This is a genomic window from Pantoea sp. FN0302 (assembly GCF_050113775.1).
In the GTDB taxonomy this organism is placed as follows: Bacteria; Pseudomonadota; Gammaproteobacteria; order Enterobacterales; family Enterobacteriaceae; genus Mixta; species Mixta alhagi.
In genome coordinates this window covers 85,455-99,391 of record NZ_JBNJSM010000001.1, presented here as the reverse complement: position 1 = coordinate 99,391, position 13,937 = coordinate 85,455, and the positions used below count along the sequence as shown (strand labels likewise).

The window sequence follows — 13,937 nt, the reverse complement described above, 5'->3', positions numbered from 1 at the left end:
GCAGCCAGTGGAATCAGATCGCCTCTTCATCTTCTTCACCGGTACGAATACGCACCACGCGCGCCACATCGTAGACAAAGATTTTGCCGTCGCCGATTTTGCCTGTTTGCGCCGTCTGCATAATGGTATCGACGCAGGTATCGACAATGTCGTCAGCCACTACGATTTCAATCTTTACCTTCGGCAGAAAGTCGACCATATACTCCGCGCCGCGATAAAGCTCCGTATGCCCTTTCTGGCGACCAAAGCCTTTTACTTCAGTCACGGTCATCCCGGTAATGCCCACTTCAGCCAGCGCCTCGCGAACATCGTCGAGCTTGAACGGTTTGATAATTGCGTCAATCTTTTTCATAACGGACCCTTTTTCTCTCCCTCCGTGGCCGGACGGGTAATACTCAGACTGTGTGCGGTAGATACGATCTCTGTTTCCGCAGGCTAAGCTAACATATCTGACCGCGTGAACGGCACTAAAAACTACAACTCTTTGAAGTCGTTAGCATCCAGCTCGTGACGCGCCAGCAGCTTATAAAACTCGGTGCGATTGCGTCCTGCCAGCCTCGCCGCGTTGGTAACGTTGCCTCTGGTCATCTGCAGCAGCTTACGCAGATAGTTGAGTTCAAACTGATTACGCGCCTCGACAAAGGTCGGCAGCACCGTGTTTTCGCCCGCCAGCGCCTGCTCCACCAGCGCCTCGCTAATTACCGGCGCGGAGGTCAACGCCACGCACTGCTCAATAACGTTAACCAGCTGACGCACGTTGCCGGGCCAGCTGGCGCTCATCAGACGCTTCATGGCATCGGTTGAGAAGCTGCGGACAAAGGGTTTATGCCGTTCTGCCGCCTGGCGCAACAGATGATTCGCCAGCAGCGGAATATCCTCGGCACGCTCATGTAACGCCGGGATTTTCAGGCTTACCACATTCAGGCGGTAAAACAGATCCTCGCGAAACTCCTGCTTCTCCATCGCTTTCGGCAAATCACGATGGGTGGCGGAAAGAATGCGCACGTTAATGTCCAGGTCGCGGTTGCTGCCCAAAGGCCGTACTTTCCGTTCCTGCAGCACGCGCAGCAGCTTAACCTGCAACGTTTGCGGCATATCGCCGATTTCATCTAAAAATAGCGTGCCGCCTTCAGCCGCCTGGAACAATCCTTCACGCGCGCTTACCGCCCCGGTAAAGGCGCCCCGGGCATGACCAAACAGCTCCGATTCCAGCAGCTGTTCCGGCAAAGCGCCGCAGTTAATGGCAATAAAAGGTTTACCGGCTCGCGGGCTGGCGGCATGAATCGCCTTCGCCAGCACCTCTTTACCGGTACCGCTTTGCCCGTTAATCAGCACGCTGACGTCAGATTGCGCCACCATATGCGCCTGTTCCAGCAGGCGCTGCATCAGCGGGCTGCGGGTAACGATCGCTTCGCGCCAGGCATCATTGCTGGCTGGCGCGCTATGGGACATCGCTTCATCAATCGCCTTATAGAGCGCATCCCGATCCACAGGCTTGGTAAGAAAGCTGAAAACGCCCTGGCGCGTGGCTGAAACCGCTTCAGGTATCGAGCCGTGCGCCGTCAGGATAATCACCGGCAGGCCAGGATGGAGCTTCTGAATTTCGCCAAACAGCGCCAGACCATCCATTTCATCCATACGCAGGTCGCTGATCACCAGATCGACCTTCTCTCTATTCAGCTGACGCAGCGCGTCTGGCCCGCTGCTGGCCGTCGTGACCTGAAAACCTTCGCTGGTCAGACGCATTCCCAATAGCTTTAGCAGCGCGGGATCGTCATCAACCAGCAGCAAACGGGCAGAGTTACGTGGCATTATTGCGCCTCTTTTTCATGGCTGTTTTCACCTGACGGCGCAGATGTCACGCTCTCATCAGAATGACTATTATCTGAGACATCAGGCGACTTACGCGACGAGAGCTGCCGTTCAATATCGGTCAGCGTCTCCAGCTTGCGACGCGTCTCCATCAACTCCCGATTCAGGCTGCGCTGCTTTTGCCGCAGCGCATCAAGCTGACTGTCGCTGCTCTGCTGCAGATGATGGTAGCGCGTCCGGCTTTCTGATAAATCCAGCTGGGACGCCTGGTTATTACGCCACAGCTGCAGTAGCGGGCGAACCGAGGCGGGATAAGCCACGCTGAAACTGTCCAACTGCTCTACGTACTGACGCCGTTCAACCGGCGTAACGTTGCCGTTATCCAGCAGGATCCCCTGCTTAAAGCTGTTTTGCCAGTTAGTGGCGGGCCAGCCGTGCGCCTCCGCCCGCGCCTGTACCGGCGACAGCCTGGCTGCGCAATCAATGGCGCGTATCCAGTAGAGCGGATTTTTAATACTGCTGCTGTCATCAATGTGCCAGACGCGAGCGCAATCCACCGCCAGATAATCAACGATATTGATTTTTGGTTCAGGCGGCGTCGCAGCCTGATTGGGTAAAACGCTGTGTGTGGGCTGCTGACAGGCAGCAACCAGTAAGGCCGACATCAACAGCAGAGGACGGCCAAAACTTTGTGCGGCAGAGAATGTAAATATGGTCATTGGCTATCATTTCCCGGCGCTCAAATTAAGTTCAATACGGAAGCAAACATCAGCCTGATCCGTGGTGATTAGCTGCAGATCGCCCTGCATACGCCGCAGGCAATCTTTGGCAATGCTCAACCCCAGACCGCTGCCTTTAACCGCGCCCTTACGCTGCTGGCTTCCCTGGAAAAAAGGCTCAAAGATCATTGCCTGTTCTGCAACCGGAATCGGCGTGCCGGTGTTAGCAACATCAATCCATACCCGGTTGCCGTGCTTCTGGCTGCGCAGCCAAATGGTACCGGATTCACTGCCGTAATATACAGCGTTAGAATAGAGATTATCGATCACCCGCATCAACAGCATCGGTTCCGCGCGACAGGTGGCAACCTGCAGGTCTACCTCGGTTTGCATCAGTTTACTGCGCGCCGGAAGCGCGTGCGCGTCAACCACGCTATGAATAATTTCCGCCAGGTTTACCGTTTCCAGCGGCTGCGGACTGTCTGCCAGCTTGCGGTTGTAGTCAAGCAGCTGCTCGATCAAGCGCTGCAAATGACGGCTGCTGCCGTCCAGAATGGCGACCACCTCTTTCTGATCGGCGGTCAGCGGCCCCGCTACCTCATCCGCCAACAGCTCGGTGCCTTCGCGCATGCTGGCCAGAGGCGTTTTTAGCTCATGGGAGATATGGCGTAAAAACTCATGGCGCTGTGATTCCAGCCATGCCAGCCGTTCGCTCAGCCACATAATGCGCTGGCCCAGCGCCCGGATTTCACGCGGGCCTTTAAAGCCGACCATATTGCCCAGCGGCCGGCCTTCGCCCAGCCGGTTGATCATCCTTTCAACTCTTTTTACCGGTCCGATAATCATGCGGGTAAACAACAGTACCAGCCCCAGCGTTACCATAAACAGCAGCAGCGCCTGCCAGCCAAAGAACTGTCCGCGCTCGGCGATCTCCCGTTGCAGCTGTAAGCCACGCGAAAAAGCGGTTTCACGCGTGGCCTGTACCATTTGCGCGTTCGCGCTGGAAAAGCTTGTCAGGCTCTCCGTGGCAGCGCTGATCGGGTTACTGTTCAGACAGTGCAATTGCTCCAGCCGGGACAATGCCTGACGCAGGCTGTGCCAGGCGCGCAGGTCGGGCAGCACCTGAGCGTGGGCATCCAGCATCTGAGAATAGCGTACGCGCTGGGTTTGATAGAGCCGCGCCAGCATCGGATCGCCAAGAACACAATATTGACGATAGCTGCGCTCCAGCTCCAGCGCGGTGCGTGCCATAGCCTCACTGCGCCGGATGTCGGTTAGCGTGGTGCGATTAGTATCGGCAGCCTGCTGGCTGAGCGCCGAAAGGCTTTCCCAGGCTTGCCATGCCAGTACCAGCAGCGGCAGCAAGACCAGTAAAAACGCCATCAGCACCAGCTGACGCAGGGAACGCGGAAACAGTCGCCAGGTTTTCACATGCATTATCCTTATTGAAGTGAGAATGATGCTAACCAACAACGCGGCGGGAGGAAAGTCTGAAGCAAAAAGCAGCCAGCGGGAACGCGGCAATGGCCGCAGAAATAAAAACGGCAGAGCCGAAGCCCTGCCGTTCCAGATGCGATGAACATTCACCGCATTAAAATTAGGTGGTGCCTAACTCAACGTTGCGCCCGGTGTTTGATAAAGTCGCAAGCGAACTATTATCGGTACGTGGACGGCAGGCACCGTTTTGTGCGTCATTCGGCGTTTTATGAAGCGCTTGACCGCGTTAGCAGGGCTGTCATAAGGAGGTGAATGAGCCACTGCGGATATATTAGCAAACAATGTGCCAACTTTGAAATATTTATATAACTGGCTAATTATTAAGGGATTGCCGTGGCAGCTATTGGTGAAAAGCGACTTAACCTAAATATCGCCCCTCGCCTCTGTCGCTTATTGGCAACAGCCTGAGTACCATTATTAATACTTTATAAATATCATGGAGTTAAATGTCTCCTTTTGGAGACACCCGATCCCCTTCACTGTCGCAGATTAGCAACGCTCCCTTAAAAACAAAAAAACCGCACCGAAAACGGTGCGGTTGATAGCAGGATGAGAAATTATCCCAGCTGTTTACGCGCATTGCGGAAAATGCGCATCCACGGGCCATCCTCATGCCATTCGGCTGGATGCCAGGAGTTGCTCACGGTACGGAACACGCGCTCCGGATGCGGCATCATAATAGTGACGCGGCCGTTTTCACTGGTCACTGCAGTTATGCCGTTTGGCGAGCCGTTAGGGTTAGCAGGATAGTTTTCGGTTACCTTGCCATAGTTATCGACAAAACGCAGCGCCACGATGCCTTTTGCCTCCAGTGCAGCAAGATGGGCAGCGTCACGCACTTCGACAAAGCCTTCACCGTGCGATACGGCAATCGGCATACGCGAGCCAGTCATACCTTCCAGCAACAGCGACGGGCTGGCCGCTACTTCAACCAGGCTGAAGCGCGCTTCAAAACGCTCGGACTGGTTGCGTACAAAACGCGGCCAGAGATCGCTGCCGGGGATCAGCTCACGCAGGTTAGACATCATCTGACAGCCGTTACAAACCCCCAGCGCCAGCGTTTGCGGGCGATGGAAGAAGGTTTCGAACTGATCGCGAACGCGGCTGTTGAACAAAATTGATTTCGCCCAGCCTTCGCCAGCGCCCAGCACGTCGCCATAGGAGAAACCGCCGCAGGCAACCAGCGCCTGCATCTCTTCCAGGCCGATACGGCCAGCCAGCAGATCGCTCATATGCACATCCACCGCATCAAAGCCGGCGCGATGGAAAGCTGCCGCCATCTCAACATGCGAGTTGACGCCCTGCTCACGCAGCACGGCCACTTTTGGCCGGGCACCGCGGGCAATAAAGGGAGCCGCGATATCTTCCTGTGGCTTAAAGGTGAGATGAACGTTCAGGCCCGGATCGTTATCATCCTTTTTCGCTTCATGTTCCTGATCGGCACAGTTGGGGTTATCACGCAGACGCTGCATCTGCCAGGTGGTTTCCGCCCACCAGACGCGTAGCGTAGAGCGGCTTTCGCTGTAGACCACTTTATCGCCCGCGTGGATCACGAAACGATCGCCCGGCAGCGCCTTGCCAAGATAGTGAACGCCGTCGCTCAGGCCATGCTCGCTCAGCAGCGCTTCTACCACTGCGCGATCCTGCGCGCTGACCTGAATCACAGCGCCCAGCTCTTCATTAAACAGCGCCGCCAGCGCATCCGCGCCCAGCGTGGCGATATCCGCTTCGATCCCGCAGTGGCCGGCAAACGCCATCTCTGCCAGCGTGACCAGCAGGCCGCCGTCAGAACGGTCATGATAAGCCAACAGTTTCCCGGCCTGCACCAGCGCCTGTATGGCACTGAAAAAGCCTGCCAGCTGCTGAACATCACGTACGTCGGCCGGTTTATCGCCCAGCTGACGATACACCTGCGCCAGAGCGGTTGCGCCCAGAGCATTTTGCCCTTTACCCAAATCGATAAGCAGCAGCGCGTTATCTTCCGCCGTCTGCAGCTGCGGCGTTACCGTGCGGCGCACATCTTCCACGCGAGCAAAAGCGGTGATCACCAGCGACAGCGGCGCGGTCATTTCACGCTGCTCATTTTCCTGCTGCCAGCGGGTTTTCATCGACATTGAGTCTTTCCCTACCGGGATCGTCAGCTCCAGCGCCGGACAAAGCTCTTCGCCGATAGCTTTTACCGCATCGTAGAGGCCTGCATCTTCGCCCGGGTGCCCGGCTGCGGCCATCCAGTTAGCCGAGAGCTTCACGCGTTTCAGCGCGCCAATGTCAGTTGCCGCCAGGTTAGTTAACGCCTCTCCCACCGCCAGACGGGCCGAGGCAGCAAAGTCCAGCAGTGCGACCGGCGCACGTTCGCCAATAGAGAAAGCTTCGCCATGATAGCTGTCGAGGCTGGCGGTAGTAACCGCACAGTTAGCGACCGGGATCTGCCACGGCCCTACCATTTGGTCGCGCGCCACCATGCCGGTTACGCTGCGATCGCCAATGGTAATCAGGAAGGTTTTTTCCGCTACGGTCGGCAGATGTAAAACACGTTTAACCGCCTCTTCCAGCGTAACGCCATCGCGTACCAGCGCTTCTCCCTGCGCCTGCTGACGACTGACATCGCGCGTCATCTTCGGCGTTTTGCCCAGCAGGACGTCCAGCGGCATGTCGATCGGCTGATTGTCGAAGTGGCTATCGGAAAGGGTTAAATGCTGCTCTTCCGTCGCTTCGCCAATCACCGCGTAAGGGGCGCGTTCACGCTGACACAACCGATCGAACAGCGCCAGCTTGTCTGGCGCCACCGCCAGCACGTAGCGCTCCTGCGATTCATTACACCAGACTTCAAGCGGACTCATGCCTGGCTCATCATTGAGAATATCACGCAGGTTGAAACGTCCGCCGCGTCCACCATCGCTGACCAGTTCCGGCATCGCGTTCGACAGGCCGCCCGCGCCGACATCGTGAATAAACAGAATCGGGTTCTCTTCGCCCAGCTGCCAGCAGCGGTCAATAACTTCCTGACAGCGACGCTCCATCTCCGGATTATCGCGTTGCACTGATGCAAAATCGAGATCGGCGTCGGACTGGCCGGAAGTCATCGACGAGGCCGCGCCGCCTCCCAGACCAATATTCATCGCAGGCCCGCCCAGCACGATCAGCTTCGCGCCAACCGTAATTTCGCCTTTCTGCACGTGATCGGCGCGGATATTACCGATACCGCCCGCCAGCATAATTGGCTTATGGTAGCCACGCAGCTCGGTGCCGTTATGGCTGTTTACGCGCTCTTCATAGGTACGGAAATAACCGTTCAGCGCCGGACGACCAAATTCATTATTGAACGCCGCGCCGCCCAACGGGCCTTCGGTCATAATATCCAGCGCGCTAACGATGCGATCCGGCTTGCCGAAATCTTCTTCCCACGGCTGTTCAAAGCCGGGAATACGCAGGTTAGAAACCGAGAAGCCCACCAGCCCCGCTTTTGGCTTAGCGCCCCGGCCTGTAGCACCTTCGTCACGAATTTCGCCGCCGGAGCCGGTTGCCGCGCCCGGCCATGGCGAGATCGCCGTGGGATGATTATGGGTCTCTACCTTCATCAGAATATGGGTCGGCTCCTGATGGAAATCGTAAACGCCCTGCTGCGCATCCGCATAGAAGCGCCCCACCGCCGAGCCTTCCATTACCGCCGCGTTATCTTTATAGGCTGACAGCACATAGTCTGGCGTGGCGGCGAAGGTGTTTTTGATCATCCTGAACAGGGATTTCGGCTGTGATACGCCATCGATTACCCAGTCCGCATTGAAAATTTTATGGCGGCAATGCTCAGAGTTAGCCTGAGCAAACATATAAAGCTCGATATCGTTCGGGTTGCGCCCCAGTTTTTTAAACGCGGCCAGCAGATAGTCGATTTCATCATCGGCTAACGCCAGCCCCAGCTTCTGATTCGCCGTCTCCAGCGCGGCACGCCCTTGCGTCAGAATATCAACGCTTTGCAGCGGCTGCGGCTGTTGCTGCACAAAGAGTTTTTCCGCTTCCTGTAGCTCGCTAAACACCGTTTCCATCATGCGGTCATGCAGCAGCGCGGCCAGCTGCGGCCACTGTGCTTCCGTTAGCTGTGGCGCCTGCACATAAAAGGCCAGCCCACGCTCAAGACGGCGCACCTGCGGTAAATCACAATTATGGGCAATATCGGTGGCTTTAGAAGACCAGGGAGAAATGGTGCCCGGACGGGGCGTTACCAGCAGCAGACGCCCTTGTGGCGCATGTTCGGCGAGAGAGGGACCGTATTTCAGCAGACGTTGCAGGCGGGATTTTTCTTCTGCGTTCAGCGGTGCGCTGACATCGGCAAAATGGACATACTCGGCGTAAATATCACTCACCGGCAGGTGAGCGTCCTGAAAACGGGTCAGCAGTTTGTTTACACGAAATGCCGACAGAGCGGGCGAACCACGCAGAATTTCCATCATTAAGATCTCTCGTCTTCGAAGTGCCGGAGGGCGCTTCTTTGGGCGCAACAGGGAAAACGGACGATATTATAAAGAAACGGGGCCGGTAACGAAACCGTTTGCGTTGAAATTTCCGCGCTGCGAAATAGCCTGAAAATTGCACGATTCCTGCTATTAAAGTTGCTCTGTGCGGCTTTGTTGCGCAAAATGCCCCACGCTCTGGGATTTAATAGATAACAAACGCTGCCCAAAGAGACAGAGGCCTTAGAGCCACCGAGAGATAACTATTTGAAACGCCTGAAAATTAATTATCTGCTTATCGGGTTGATCACCGTGCTGCTGGCAGTAGCGCTTTGGCCAACCATCCCGTGGTACGGCGGGACGCAGGATAAAATTGCGCAGATAAAATCGCGGGGAGTGTTACGAATTAGTACCATTAATTCTCCGCTGACTTACTACACCGTCAATAACGCACCGGCCGGAATGGATTATGAGCTGGCGAAGCGATTCGCCGATTATCTGGGGGTGACGTTGCAGGTTACCGTTCGGCAAAATCTGAACGACCTGTTCGATGACCTTGATGACGGGGATGCCGATATGCTGGCTGCCGGGCTGATTTATAACAGCGAACGGCTGGCACGCTTTCGTACCGGCCCCAGCTATTATTCCGTCTCGCAGCAGCTGGTTTACCGCATCGGCACGCCGCGCCCGAAGAATCTTGGCAACCTGAAGGGGCGGCTCACGGTTGCTTCCGGCTCTGCCTATATGTCCACGCTACGCAATGTCAAAGAGAACCAGTATCCCGATCTGGACTGGGCGATCTCCACCGATCAGGGACCGAAAGCGCTACTGGAGGCAGTAGCGGATGGCGAGCTGGATTATACCATCGGCGATTCCGTGACTATCGGCCTGCTGCAACGTATTCATCCGCAGCTGGCGGTGGCGTTTGATATTACCGATGAAGAGCCTGTCACCTGGTATATGCAGCGTGAAGAAGATGACAGCCTCTATGCGGCGATGCTCGACTTCTTTAGCCAGATGGAAGAGGAAGGCGCAATGGCGCGGCTGGAAGAGAAATATCTTGGTCACGTTGGCGCTTTTGACTATGTGGATACCCGTACCTTCCTGCGCGCGATTGACGATACTCTGCCCGGTATCCGCCCGTTGTTTGAACGCTATGCGAAAGAAATAGACTGGCGGCTGCTGGCGGCAATCTCTTATCAGGAGTCGCACTGGAATCCGCAGGCGACCTCGCCAACCGGCGTGCGCGGCCTGATGATGCTGACCCGCAACACCGCTGACAGCCTGGCGGTGAGCGATCGTCTCGATCCGGAACAGAGCATTCGCGGCGGCAGTGAATATCTGCAACGCATGATGGAAAAGGTTCCTTCTACCGTGCCGGAGGATGAGCGTATCTGGTTTGCGCTGGCAGCCTATAATATGGGTTACGCGCATATACTGGATGTGCGCAAGCTGACTGAAAAACAGGGCGGCAATCCTGACAGCTGGGCAGACGTTAAGCTACGGCTGCCGATGCTGAGCCAGAAACGCTATTACAGTCAGACCACCTACGGCTATGCACGCGGTCACGAAGCCTATAACTACGTGGAGAATATCCGCAAGTATCAGCTTAGCCTGGTGGGCTATCTGCAGGAGCAAGAAAAAAAGCTGGCCCAGCGTAAAGCAGCGGAAGCGGCTTTGGGTGCGGGTTATCCGGCCGTTGCGCCCGATATCGCCATGAATTAAAGCGGTCTCAGGGCTGATTCGCCTGCGCTGCCCGCAGCGCCTGCCGCTGCGCACGTTTTTGTGCACGGCGCATGCGGAAAAAATCGCTGAGCGTGGCGGCGCATTCCTCTGCCAGTACGCCATGCTCCACCTTAACCTGGTGGTTCATGCCCGGATGCCCCAATATATCTACCAGCGACCCGGCCGCGCCGGTTTTTTCATCTCTGGCGCCAAAGACCAGTCGGCTAATGCGGCTATGAACAATCGCGCCCGCACACATGATGCATGGCTCCAGCGTGACGTATAGCGTGGTATCCAGCAGGCGATAGTTTTCCAGCACTTTACCTCCCTGACGCAACGCCATCATTTCAGCGTGCGCTGTAGGATCGTGCTGTTCGATGGGTCGGTTCCAGCCTTCGCCAATCACCTGATCATGCTGTACCAGCACCGCTCCCACCGGAACTTCGCCCTGCTCACGCGCCCGATGCGCCAGCTGTAACGCATAGCGCATCCAGTATTCATCACTTGTTTCGCTCACAGTACTCTCCAGCGGAAAAATGCGGCTGGCATTATAACCAAACCTGATAGCAGACCAAATTATTCCAACTGTTGCAGTTCGCCATGCGGCGTCACGCGCCAGCGGTGCTGGCAAAAATAGAGCAGTGGGTTGTCCTGCTTGCTGTCGCTATAGCCGCTGTAGAGCTGCAACGGCGTGCCGATCTGCTCTTCCAGCTGCACAACCTTCTCATGCCCCAGGCAGCGCAGGCTGAGAATACGTCCGCCCCAGCCTCGCTTCATTTGACTGGCGATCAGCTTTACGCGCGGCAGAAAGGCAGAGTCGTAATAGACCTTTTCCACCAGCGGCTGCGGCGACCCGGTGATCAGCCAGACATCGGCATCCTCACTGCTGAGATAATCGGTTAATCGCTGCTGCACTACCGGAAACGCCACCACCCGCTGACGGAACCAGCGGGCAAAGCTCTCCTCACGACGCTGTAACGCCGCTTCGCTGTGTCCAAAAGTGATAGACCATAGCAGCAGGCTCATTGGCCAGCGCGCCGCACGCCCCTTTAGCAACATACCGGCACCTACCACCGGCAGCAGCGGTACCACCAACAGCAAATTAAGCGGTTGTCGCCACAGCAGATAACGCATAAAGGTGCCAAACATATCCTGTTGATGTAAGGTGCCATCCAGATCAAAAAATACCACCCGTCGTTGCGAATCCGCCATTACACCGCTCTCCTTCGATAAACCTTTTGCTTCAGCATTCATTAGTGTAGACAGTAGCAGCCATCGCTGACTAACGGCAGCGCTATTGCAATGTAATTTGGCTTCCGCTTTGATCCGCGTTATAAAATTACATAAACAATGCTTTATGCTTATTCATCAGCAAGTAAGTAGCTAAGGCGGCGTGCAGGCCTGCTTCTGTTAGCTGGCAATATCAATCTGAAGGAGTCTGCCATGAGTGCCCTGTTACGCATCCGTCAACTCTATTCCGGGCTGGCGTTGAATGAGCGTCGGCTGGCCGATTATCTTCTGGCGCAGCCCGCACATGCCTGCCAACTCAGCTCGCCACGACTGGCGCAGGAAGCGGGTGTGAGTCAGTCCAGCGTAGTTAAATTTGCGCAAAAGCTGGGCTATAAAGGTTTTCCGGCGCTTAAGCTGGCGCTAAGCGCATCGCTACAGGCCAAAGAGTCAATTACGGTACATAACCATATTCTGAGCGGCGATCCGCTGAAGGTTGTGGGTGAAAAGCTGTTTACGGAAAAGGTTTCCGCTATTCGCGCTACGCTGGATATCAACAGCGAAGATAAGCTGCTGGAAACGCTGGCGCTTATCAAGCGCGCCGATCGCATTGTGCTGGTCGGCATGGGCGCATCGGGCCTGGTGGCGAAAGATTTTTCATGGAAGTTAATGAAAATCGGCATCAGCGCAGTAGCCGAACAGGATATGCATGCGCTGCTGGCCAGCGTACAGGCGCTACGCGCCGGGGATTTGCTGTTGGCTATCTCATACAGTGGAGAGCGACGTGAGATCAATCTCGCCGCGCAGGAGGCGGTGCGCGTGGGCGCTTATGTGCTGGCCTTTACCGGTTTTACGCCAAATACGTTGCAGCAGTGCGCTACCCACTGTTTATATACCGTGGCGGAAGAGCAGAGCACGCGCAGCGCCGCAATCTCCTCTACCTCGGCCCAGCTGGCGCTGACCGATCTGCTGTTTATGGCGCTGGTACAGCAGGATGCCGAACGCGCCTCTGACTATATTCGTCACAGCGAGTCGCTGGTAAAAAAACTGGTATGATCTGTTAGCGAGCGTATAATGACCGCGCTTTACGTTATTCAGGCAGGACCGGGAGCATCATGGCGTTACTGATTACTAAAAAATGCATCAATTGCGATATGTGCGAACCGGAGTGCCCTAACCAGGCGATTTCGATGGGCGATGAAATTTATGTGATTGATCCCTGGCTCTGCACAGAGTGCGTAGGACATTACGATACGCCGACCTGCATGAGCGTGTGCCCGATCGATAACACTATCGTGACCGATCCGGCACATCAGGAAAATCGTGAGCAGCTGTGGGAAAAATTTGTGCTGATCCACCACGCAGTATGAGGCGTTGCCGCCTCAACCTTCAATAATCACCGTTGCACAGGCGTAATGACGTTCATCAGCCAGCGTGACGTGAACGTTTTGCACCCCCAGCCGGGTTGCCAGCTCAGCCGCCTGCTGAAAAAAGCGTAGCTCCGGCTTACCCAGCGCATCGTTATAAACTTCAAACTGATTAAACGCCAGGCCGCCGCGAATACCTGTGCCGAATGCTTTTGCCGCCGCTTCTTTTACCGCAAAGCGTTTAGCCAGAAAACGCACCGGCTGCTGGTGCGTCTGATACTGCTGCCACTCGTTTTCACTCAGCACGCGGCGCGCCAGGCGATCGCCCGAACGGCTGATGACCCCTTCGATGCGCTCAATTTCAACAATATCGGTGCCCAGTCCAAGAATAGCCATTAGCGGCGCGCTTCCCGCATCAGCTGTTTCATCTCTTTTACCGCATCTGCCAGGCCGCTCATCAGCGCACGGCCAATAATAGCGTGGCCGATATTCAGCTCATGCATTTCCGGCAGCGCGGCGATCGGCTGCACGTTATGGTAGGTTAAGCCATGACCGGCGTTGACTTTCAACCCTTTCGACGCCGCATAGCTGGCCGCATGACGAATCCGCGCCAGTTCTGCATCACGCGCGCTGCCCTCTTCCGCTTCGGCGTAAGCGCCGGTGTGGATTTCGATATAAGGCGCGCCTGCCGCCACAGCGGCATCAATCTGACGCTCGTCGGCATCAATAAACAGGGAAACCAGAATGCCCGCCGCGCTCAGACGCTCTACCGCCGCGCTAACGTTCGCCTGCTGACCTGCCACGTCCAGACCGCCTTCGGTGGTCACTTCCTGACGCTTTTCCGGCACCAGACAGCAGAAATGCGGTTTTAGCTCACAGGCGATGGCTAACATCTCTTCCGTGACCGCCATCTCCAGGTTCATGCGCGTTTCAATGGTCTGTCGCAGCAGACGCACGTCGCGATCGGTAATATGGCGGCGGTCCTCACGCAGATGCACAGTAATGCCGTCGGCGCCTGCCTGCTCGGCAACAAAAGCTGCCTGAACCGGATCGGGATATTGGGTGCCGCGGGCGTTACGCACGGTAGCGATATGGTCAATATTGATGCCTAATAACAACTCAGCCATGACTATCCTCAGAAT

At 56.1% G+C, this 13,937-nt stretch carries 12 protein-coding genes; 3 read left to right on the top strand and 9 right to left on the bottom strand.

Going from position 1 to position 13,937, the window contains the following annotated elements; translation table 11 throughout:
• Positions 1–13: 13 nt before the first annotated feature.
• The 5 genes from glnB to purL all read right to left on the bottom strand — a co-directional run bounded on the left by glnB (position 14) and on the right by purL (position 8,476).
• Positions 14–352 carry a nitrogen regulatory protein P-II gene (glnB, locus tag ACQE32_RS00500; protein ID WP_038624670.1) on the bottom strand — a complete coding sequence of 113 codons (339 nt, stop codon included), beginning with the start codon at positions 350–352 and terminating at the stop codon, positions 14–16.
• A gap of 122 nt (positions 353–474) precedes the next feature.
• Positions 475–1,812, bottom strand: coding sequence for a two-component system response regulator GlrR (gene glrR, locus ACQE32_RS00495; RefSeq protein WP_427021175.1), 1,338 nt, complete (start codon positions 1,810–1,812; stop codon positions 475–477).
• Entirely contained in the window at positions 1,812–2,531 is a 720-nt protein-coding gene (gene qseG / locus ACQE32_RS00490; protein WP_250650612.1) for a two-component system QseEF-associated lipoprotein QseG, read from the bottom strand. The genes glrR and qseG overlap by 1 nt, the downstream gene beginning before the upstream one ends.
• Positions 2,532–2,537: 6 nt before the next feature.
• A complete protein-coding gene (locus ACQE32_RS00485) occupies positions 2,538–3,962 on the bottom strand; it encodes a sensor histidine kinase (RefSeq protein ID WP_426971631.1) in 1,425 nt (474 codons plus the stop codon).
• A gap of 623 nt (positions 3,963–4,585) precedes the next feature.
• Positions 4,586–8,476, bottom strand: coding sequence for a phosphoribosylformylglycinamidine synthase (purL, locus tag ACQE32_RS00480; RefSeq protein WP_427021174.1), 3,891 nt, complete (start codon positions 8,474–8,476; stop codon positions 4,586–4,588).
• A 267-nt stretch (positions 8,477–8,743) separates the two neighbouring features.
• On the opposite strand from purL, the gene mltF reads away from it, so the two are divergent.
• The gene (gene mltF / locus ACQE32_RS00475) at positions 8,744–10,201 is read left to right on the top strand and encodes a membrane-bound lytic murein transglycosylase MltF (protein ID WP_426971628.1); all 1,458 of its coding nucleotides are present in this window, start codon (positions 8,744–8,746) and stop codon (positions 10,199–10,201) included.
• 7 nt (positions 10,202–10,208) lie between these two features.
• Here the strand turns inward: mltF and tadA are convergent, their stop codons facing one another.
• Positions 10,209–10,718 carry a tRNA adenosine(34) deaminase TadA gene (gene tadA, locus ACQE32_RS00470; RefSeq protein WP_426971626.1) on the bottom strand — a complete coding sequence of 170 codons (510 nt, stop codon included), beginning with the start codon at positions 10,716–10,718 and terminating at the stop codon, positions 10,209–10,211.
• Between the two features lie 59 nt (positions 10,719–10,777).
• Positions 10,778–11,413 carry a phosphatidylglycerophosphatase C gene (yfhb, locus tag ACQE32_RS00465; RefSeq protein WP_085070672.1) on the bottom strand — a complete coding sequence of 212 codons (636 nt, stop codon included), beginning with the start codon at positions 11,411–11,413 and terminating at the stop codon, positions 10,778–10,780.
• Positions 11,414–11,644: 231 nt separating this feature from the next.
• On the opposite strand from yfhb, the gene ACQE32_RS00460 reads away from it, so the two are divergent.
• Both ACQE32_RS00460 and ACQE32_RS00455 read left to right on the top strand, forming a co-directional pair.
• Positions 11,645–12,484 carry a MurR/RpiR family transcriptional regulator gene (locus tag ACQE32_RS00460; protein ID WP_085070670.1) on the top strand — a complete coding sequence of 280 codons (840 nt, stop codon included), beginning with the start codon at positions 11,645–11,647 and terminating at the stop codon, positions 12,482–12,484.
• A gap of 59 nt (positions 12,485–12,543) precedes the next feature.
• Positions 12,544–12,798: a YfhL family 4Fe-4S dicluster ferredoxin gene (locus ACQE32_RS00455; protein WP_250650618.1), complete on the top strand. Its 255-nt coding sequence runs from the start codon at positions 12,544–12,546 to the stop codon at positions 12,796–12,798.
• 12 nt (positions 12,799–12,810) lie between these two features.
• On the opposite strand, the gene acpS is transcribed toward ACQE32_RS00455, so the two are convergent.
• Entirely contained in the window at positions 12,811–13,191 is a 381-nt protein-coding gene (gene acpS / locus ACQE32_RS00450) for a holo-ACP synthase (protein WP_085070666.1), read from the bottom strand.
• On the bottom strand, positions 13,191–13,922 hold the full coding sequence (gene pdxJ, locus ACQE32_RS00445) for a pyridoxine 5'-phosphate synthase (protein WP_426971623.1): 732 nt from the start codon (positions 13,920–13,922) through the stop codon (positions 13,191–13,193). Before pdxJ ends, acpS begins: the two co-directional genes overlap by 1 nt.
• Positions 13,923–13,937 lie beyond the last annotated feature (15 nt).

What these genes read in the sequence shown, in the direction of transcription:
- glnB (WP_038624670.1), bottom strand. Translation starts at nt 352, where the DNA reads ATGAAAAAGATTGACGCAATTATCAAACCGTTCAAGCTCGACGATGTT.
- purL (WP_427021174.1), bottom strand. Translation starts at nt 8,476, where the DNA reads ATGATGGAAATTCTGCGTGGTTCGCCCGCTCTGTCGGCATTTCGTGTA.
- ACQE32_RS00460 (WP_085070670.1), top strand. Translation starts at nt 11,645, where the DNA reads ATGAGTGCCCTGTTACGCATCCGTCAACTCTATTCCGGGCTGGCGTTG.
- acpS (WP_085070666.1), bottom strand. Translation starts at nt 13,191, where the DNA reads ATGGCTATTCTTGGACTGGGCACCGATATTGTTGAAATTGAGCGCATC.
- glrR (WP_427021175.1), bottom strand. Translation starts at nt 1,812, where the DNA reads ATGCCACGTAACTCTGCCCGTTTGCTGCTGGTTGATGACGATCCCGCG.
- ACQE32_RS00455 (WP_250650618.1), top strand. Translation starts at nt 12,544, where the DNA reads ATGGCGTTACTGATTACTAAAAAATGCATCAATTGCGATATGTGCGAA.
- yfhb (WP_085070672.1), bottom strand. Translation starts at nt 11,413, where the DNA reads ATGGCGGATTCGCAACGACGGGTGGTATTTTTTGATCTGGATGGCACC.
- qseG (WP_250650612.1), bottom strand. Translation starts at nt 2,531, where the DNA reads ATGACCATATTTACATTCTCTGCCGCACAAAGTTTTGGCCGTCCTCTG.
- pdxJ (WP_426971623.1), bottom strand. Translation starts at nt 13,922, where the DNA reads ATGGCTGAGTTGTTATTAGGCATCAATATTGACCATATCGCTACCGTG.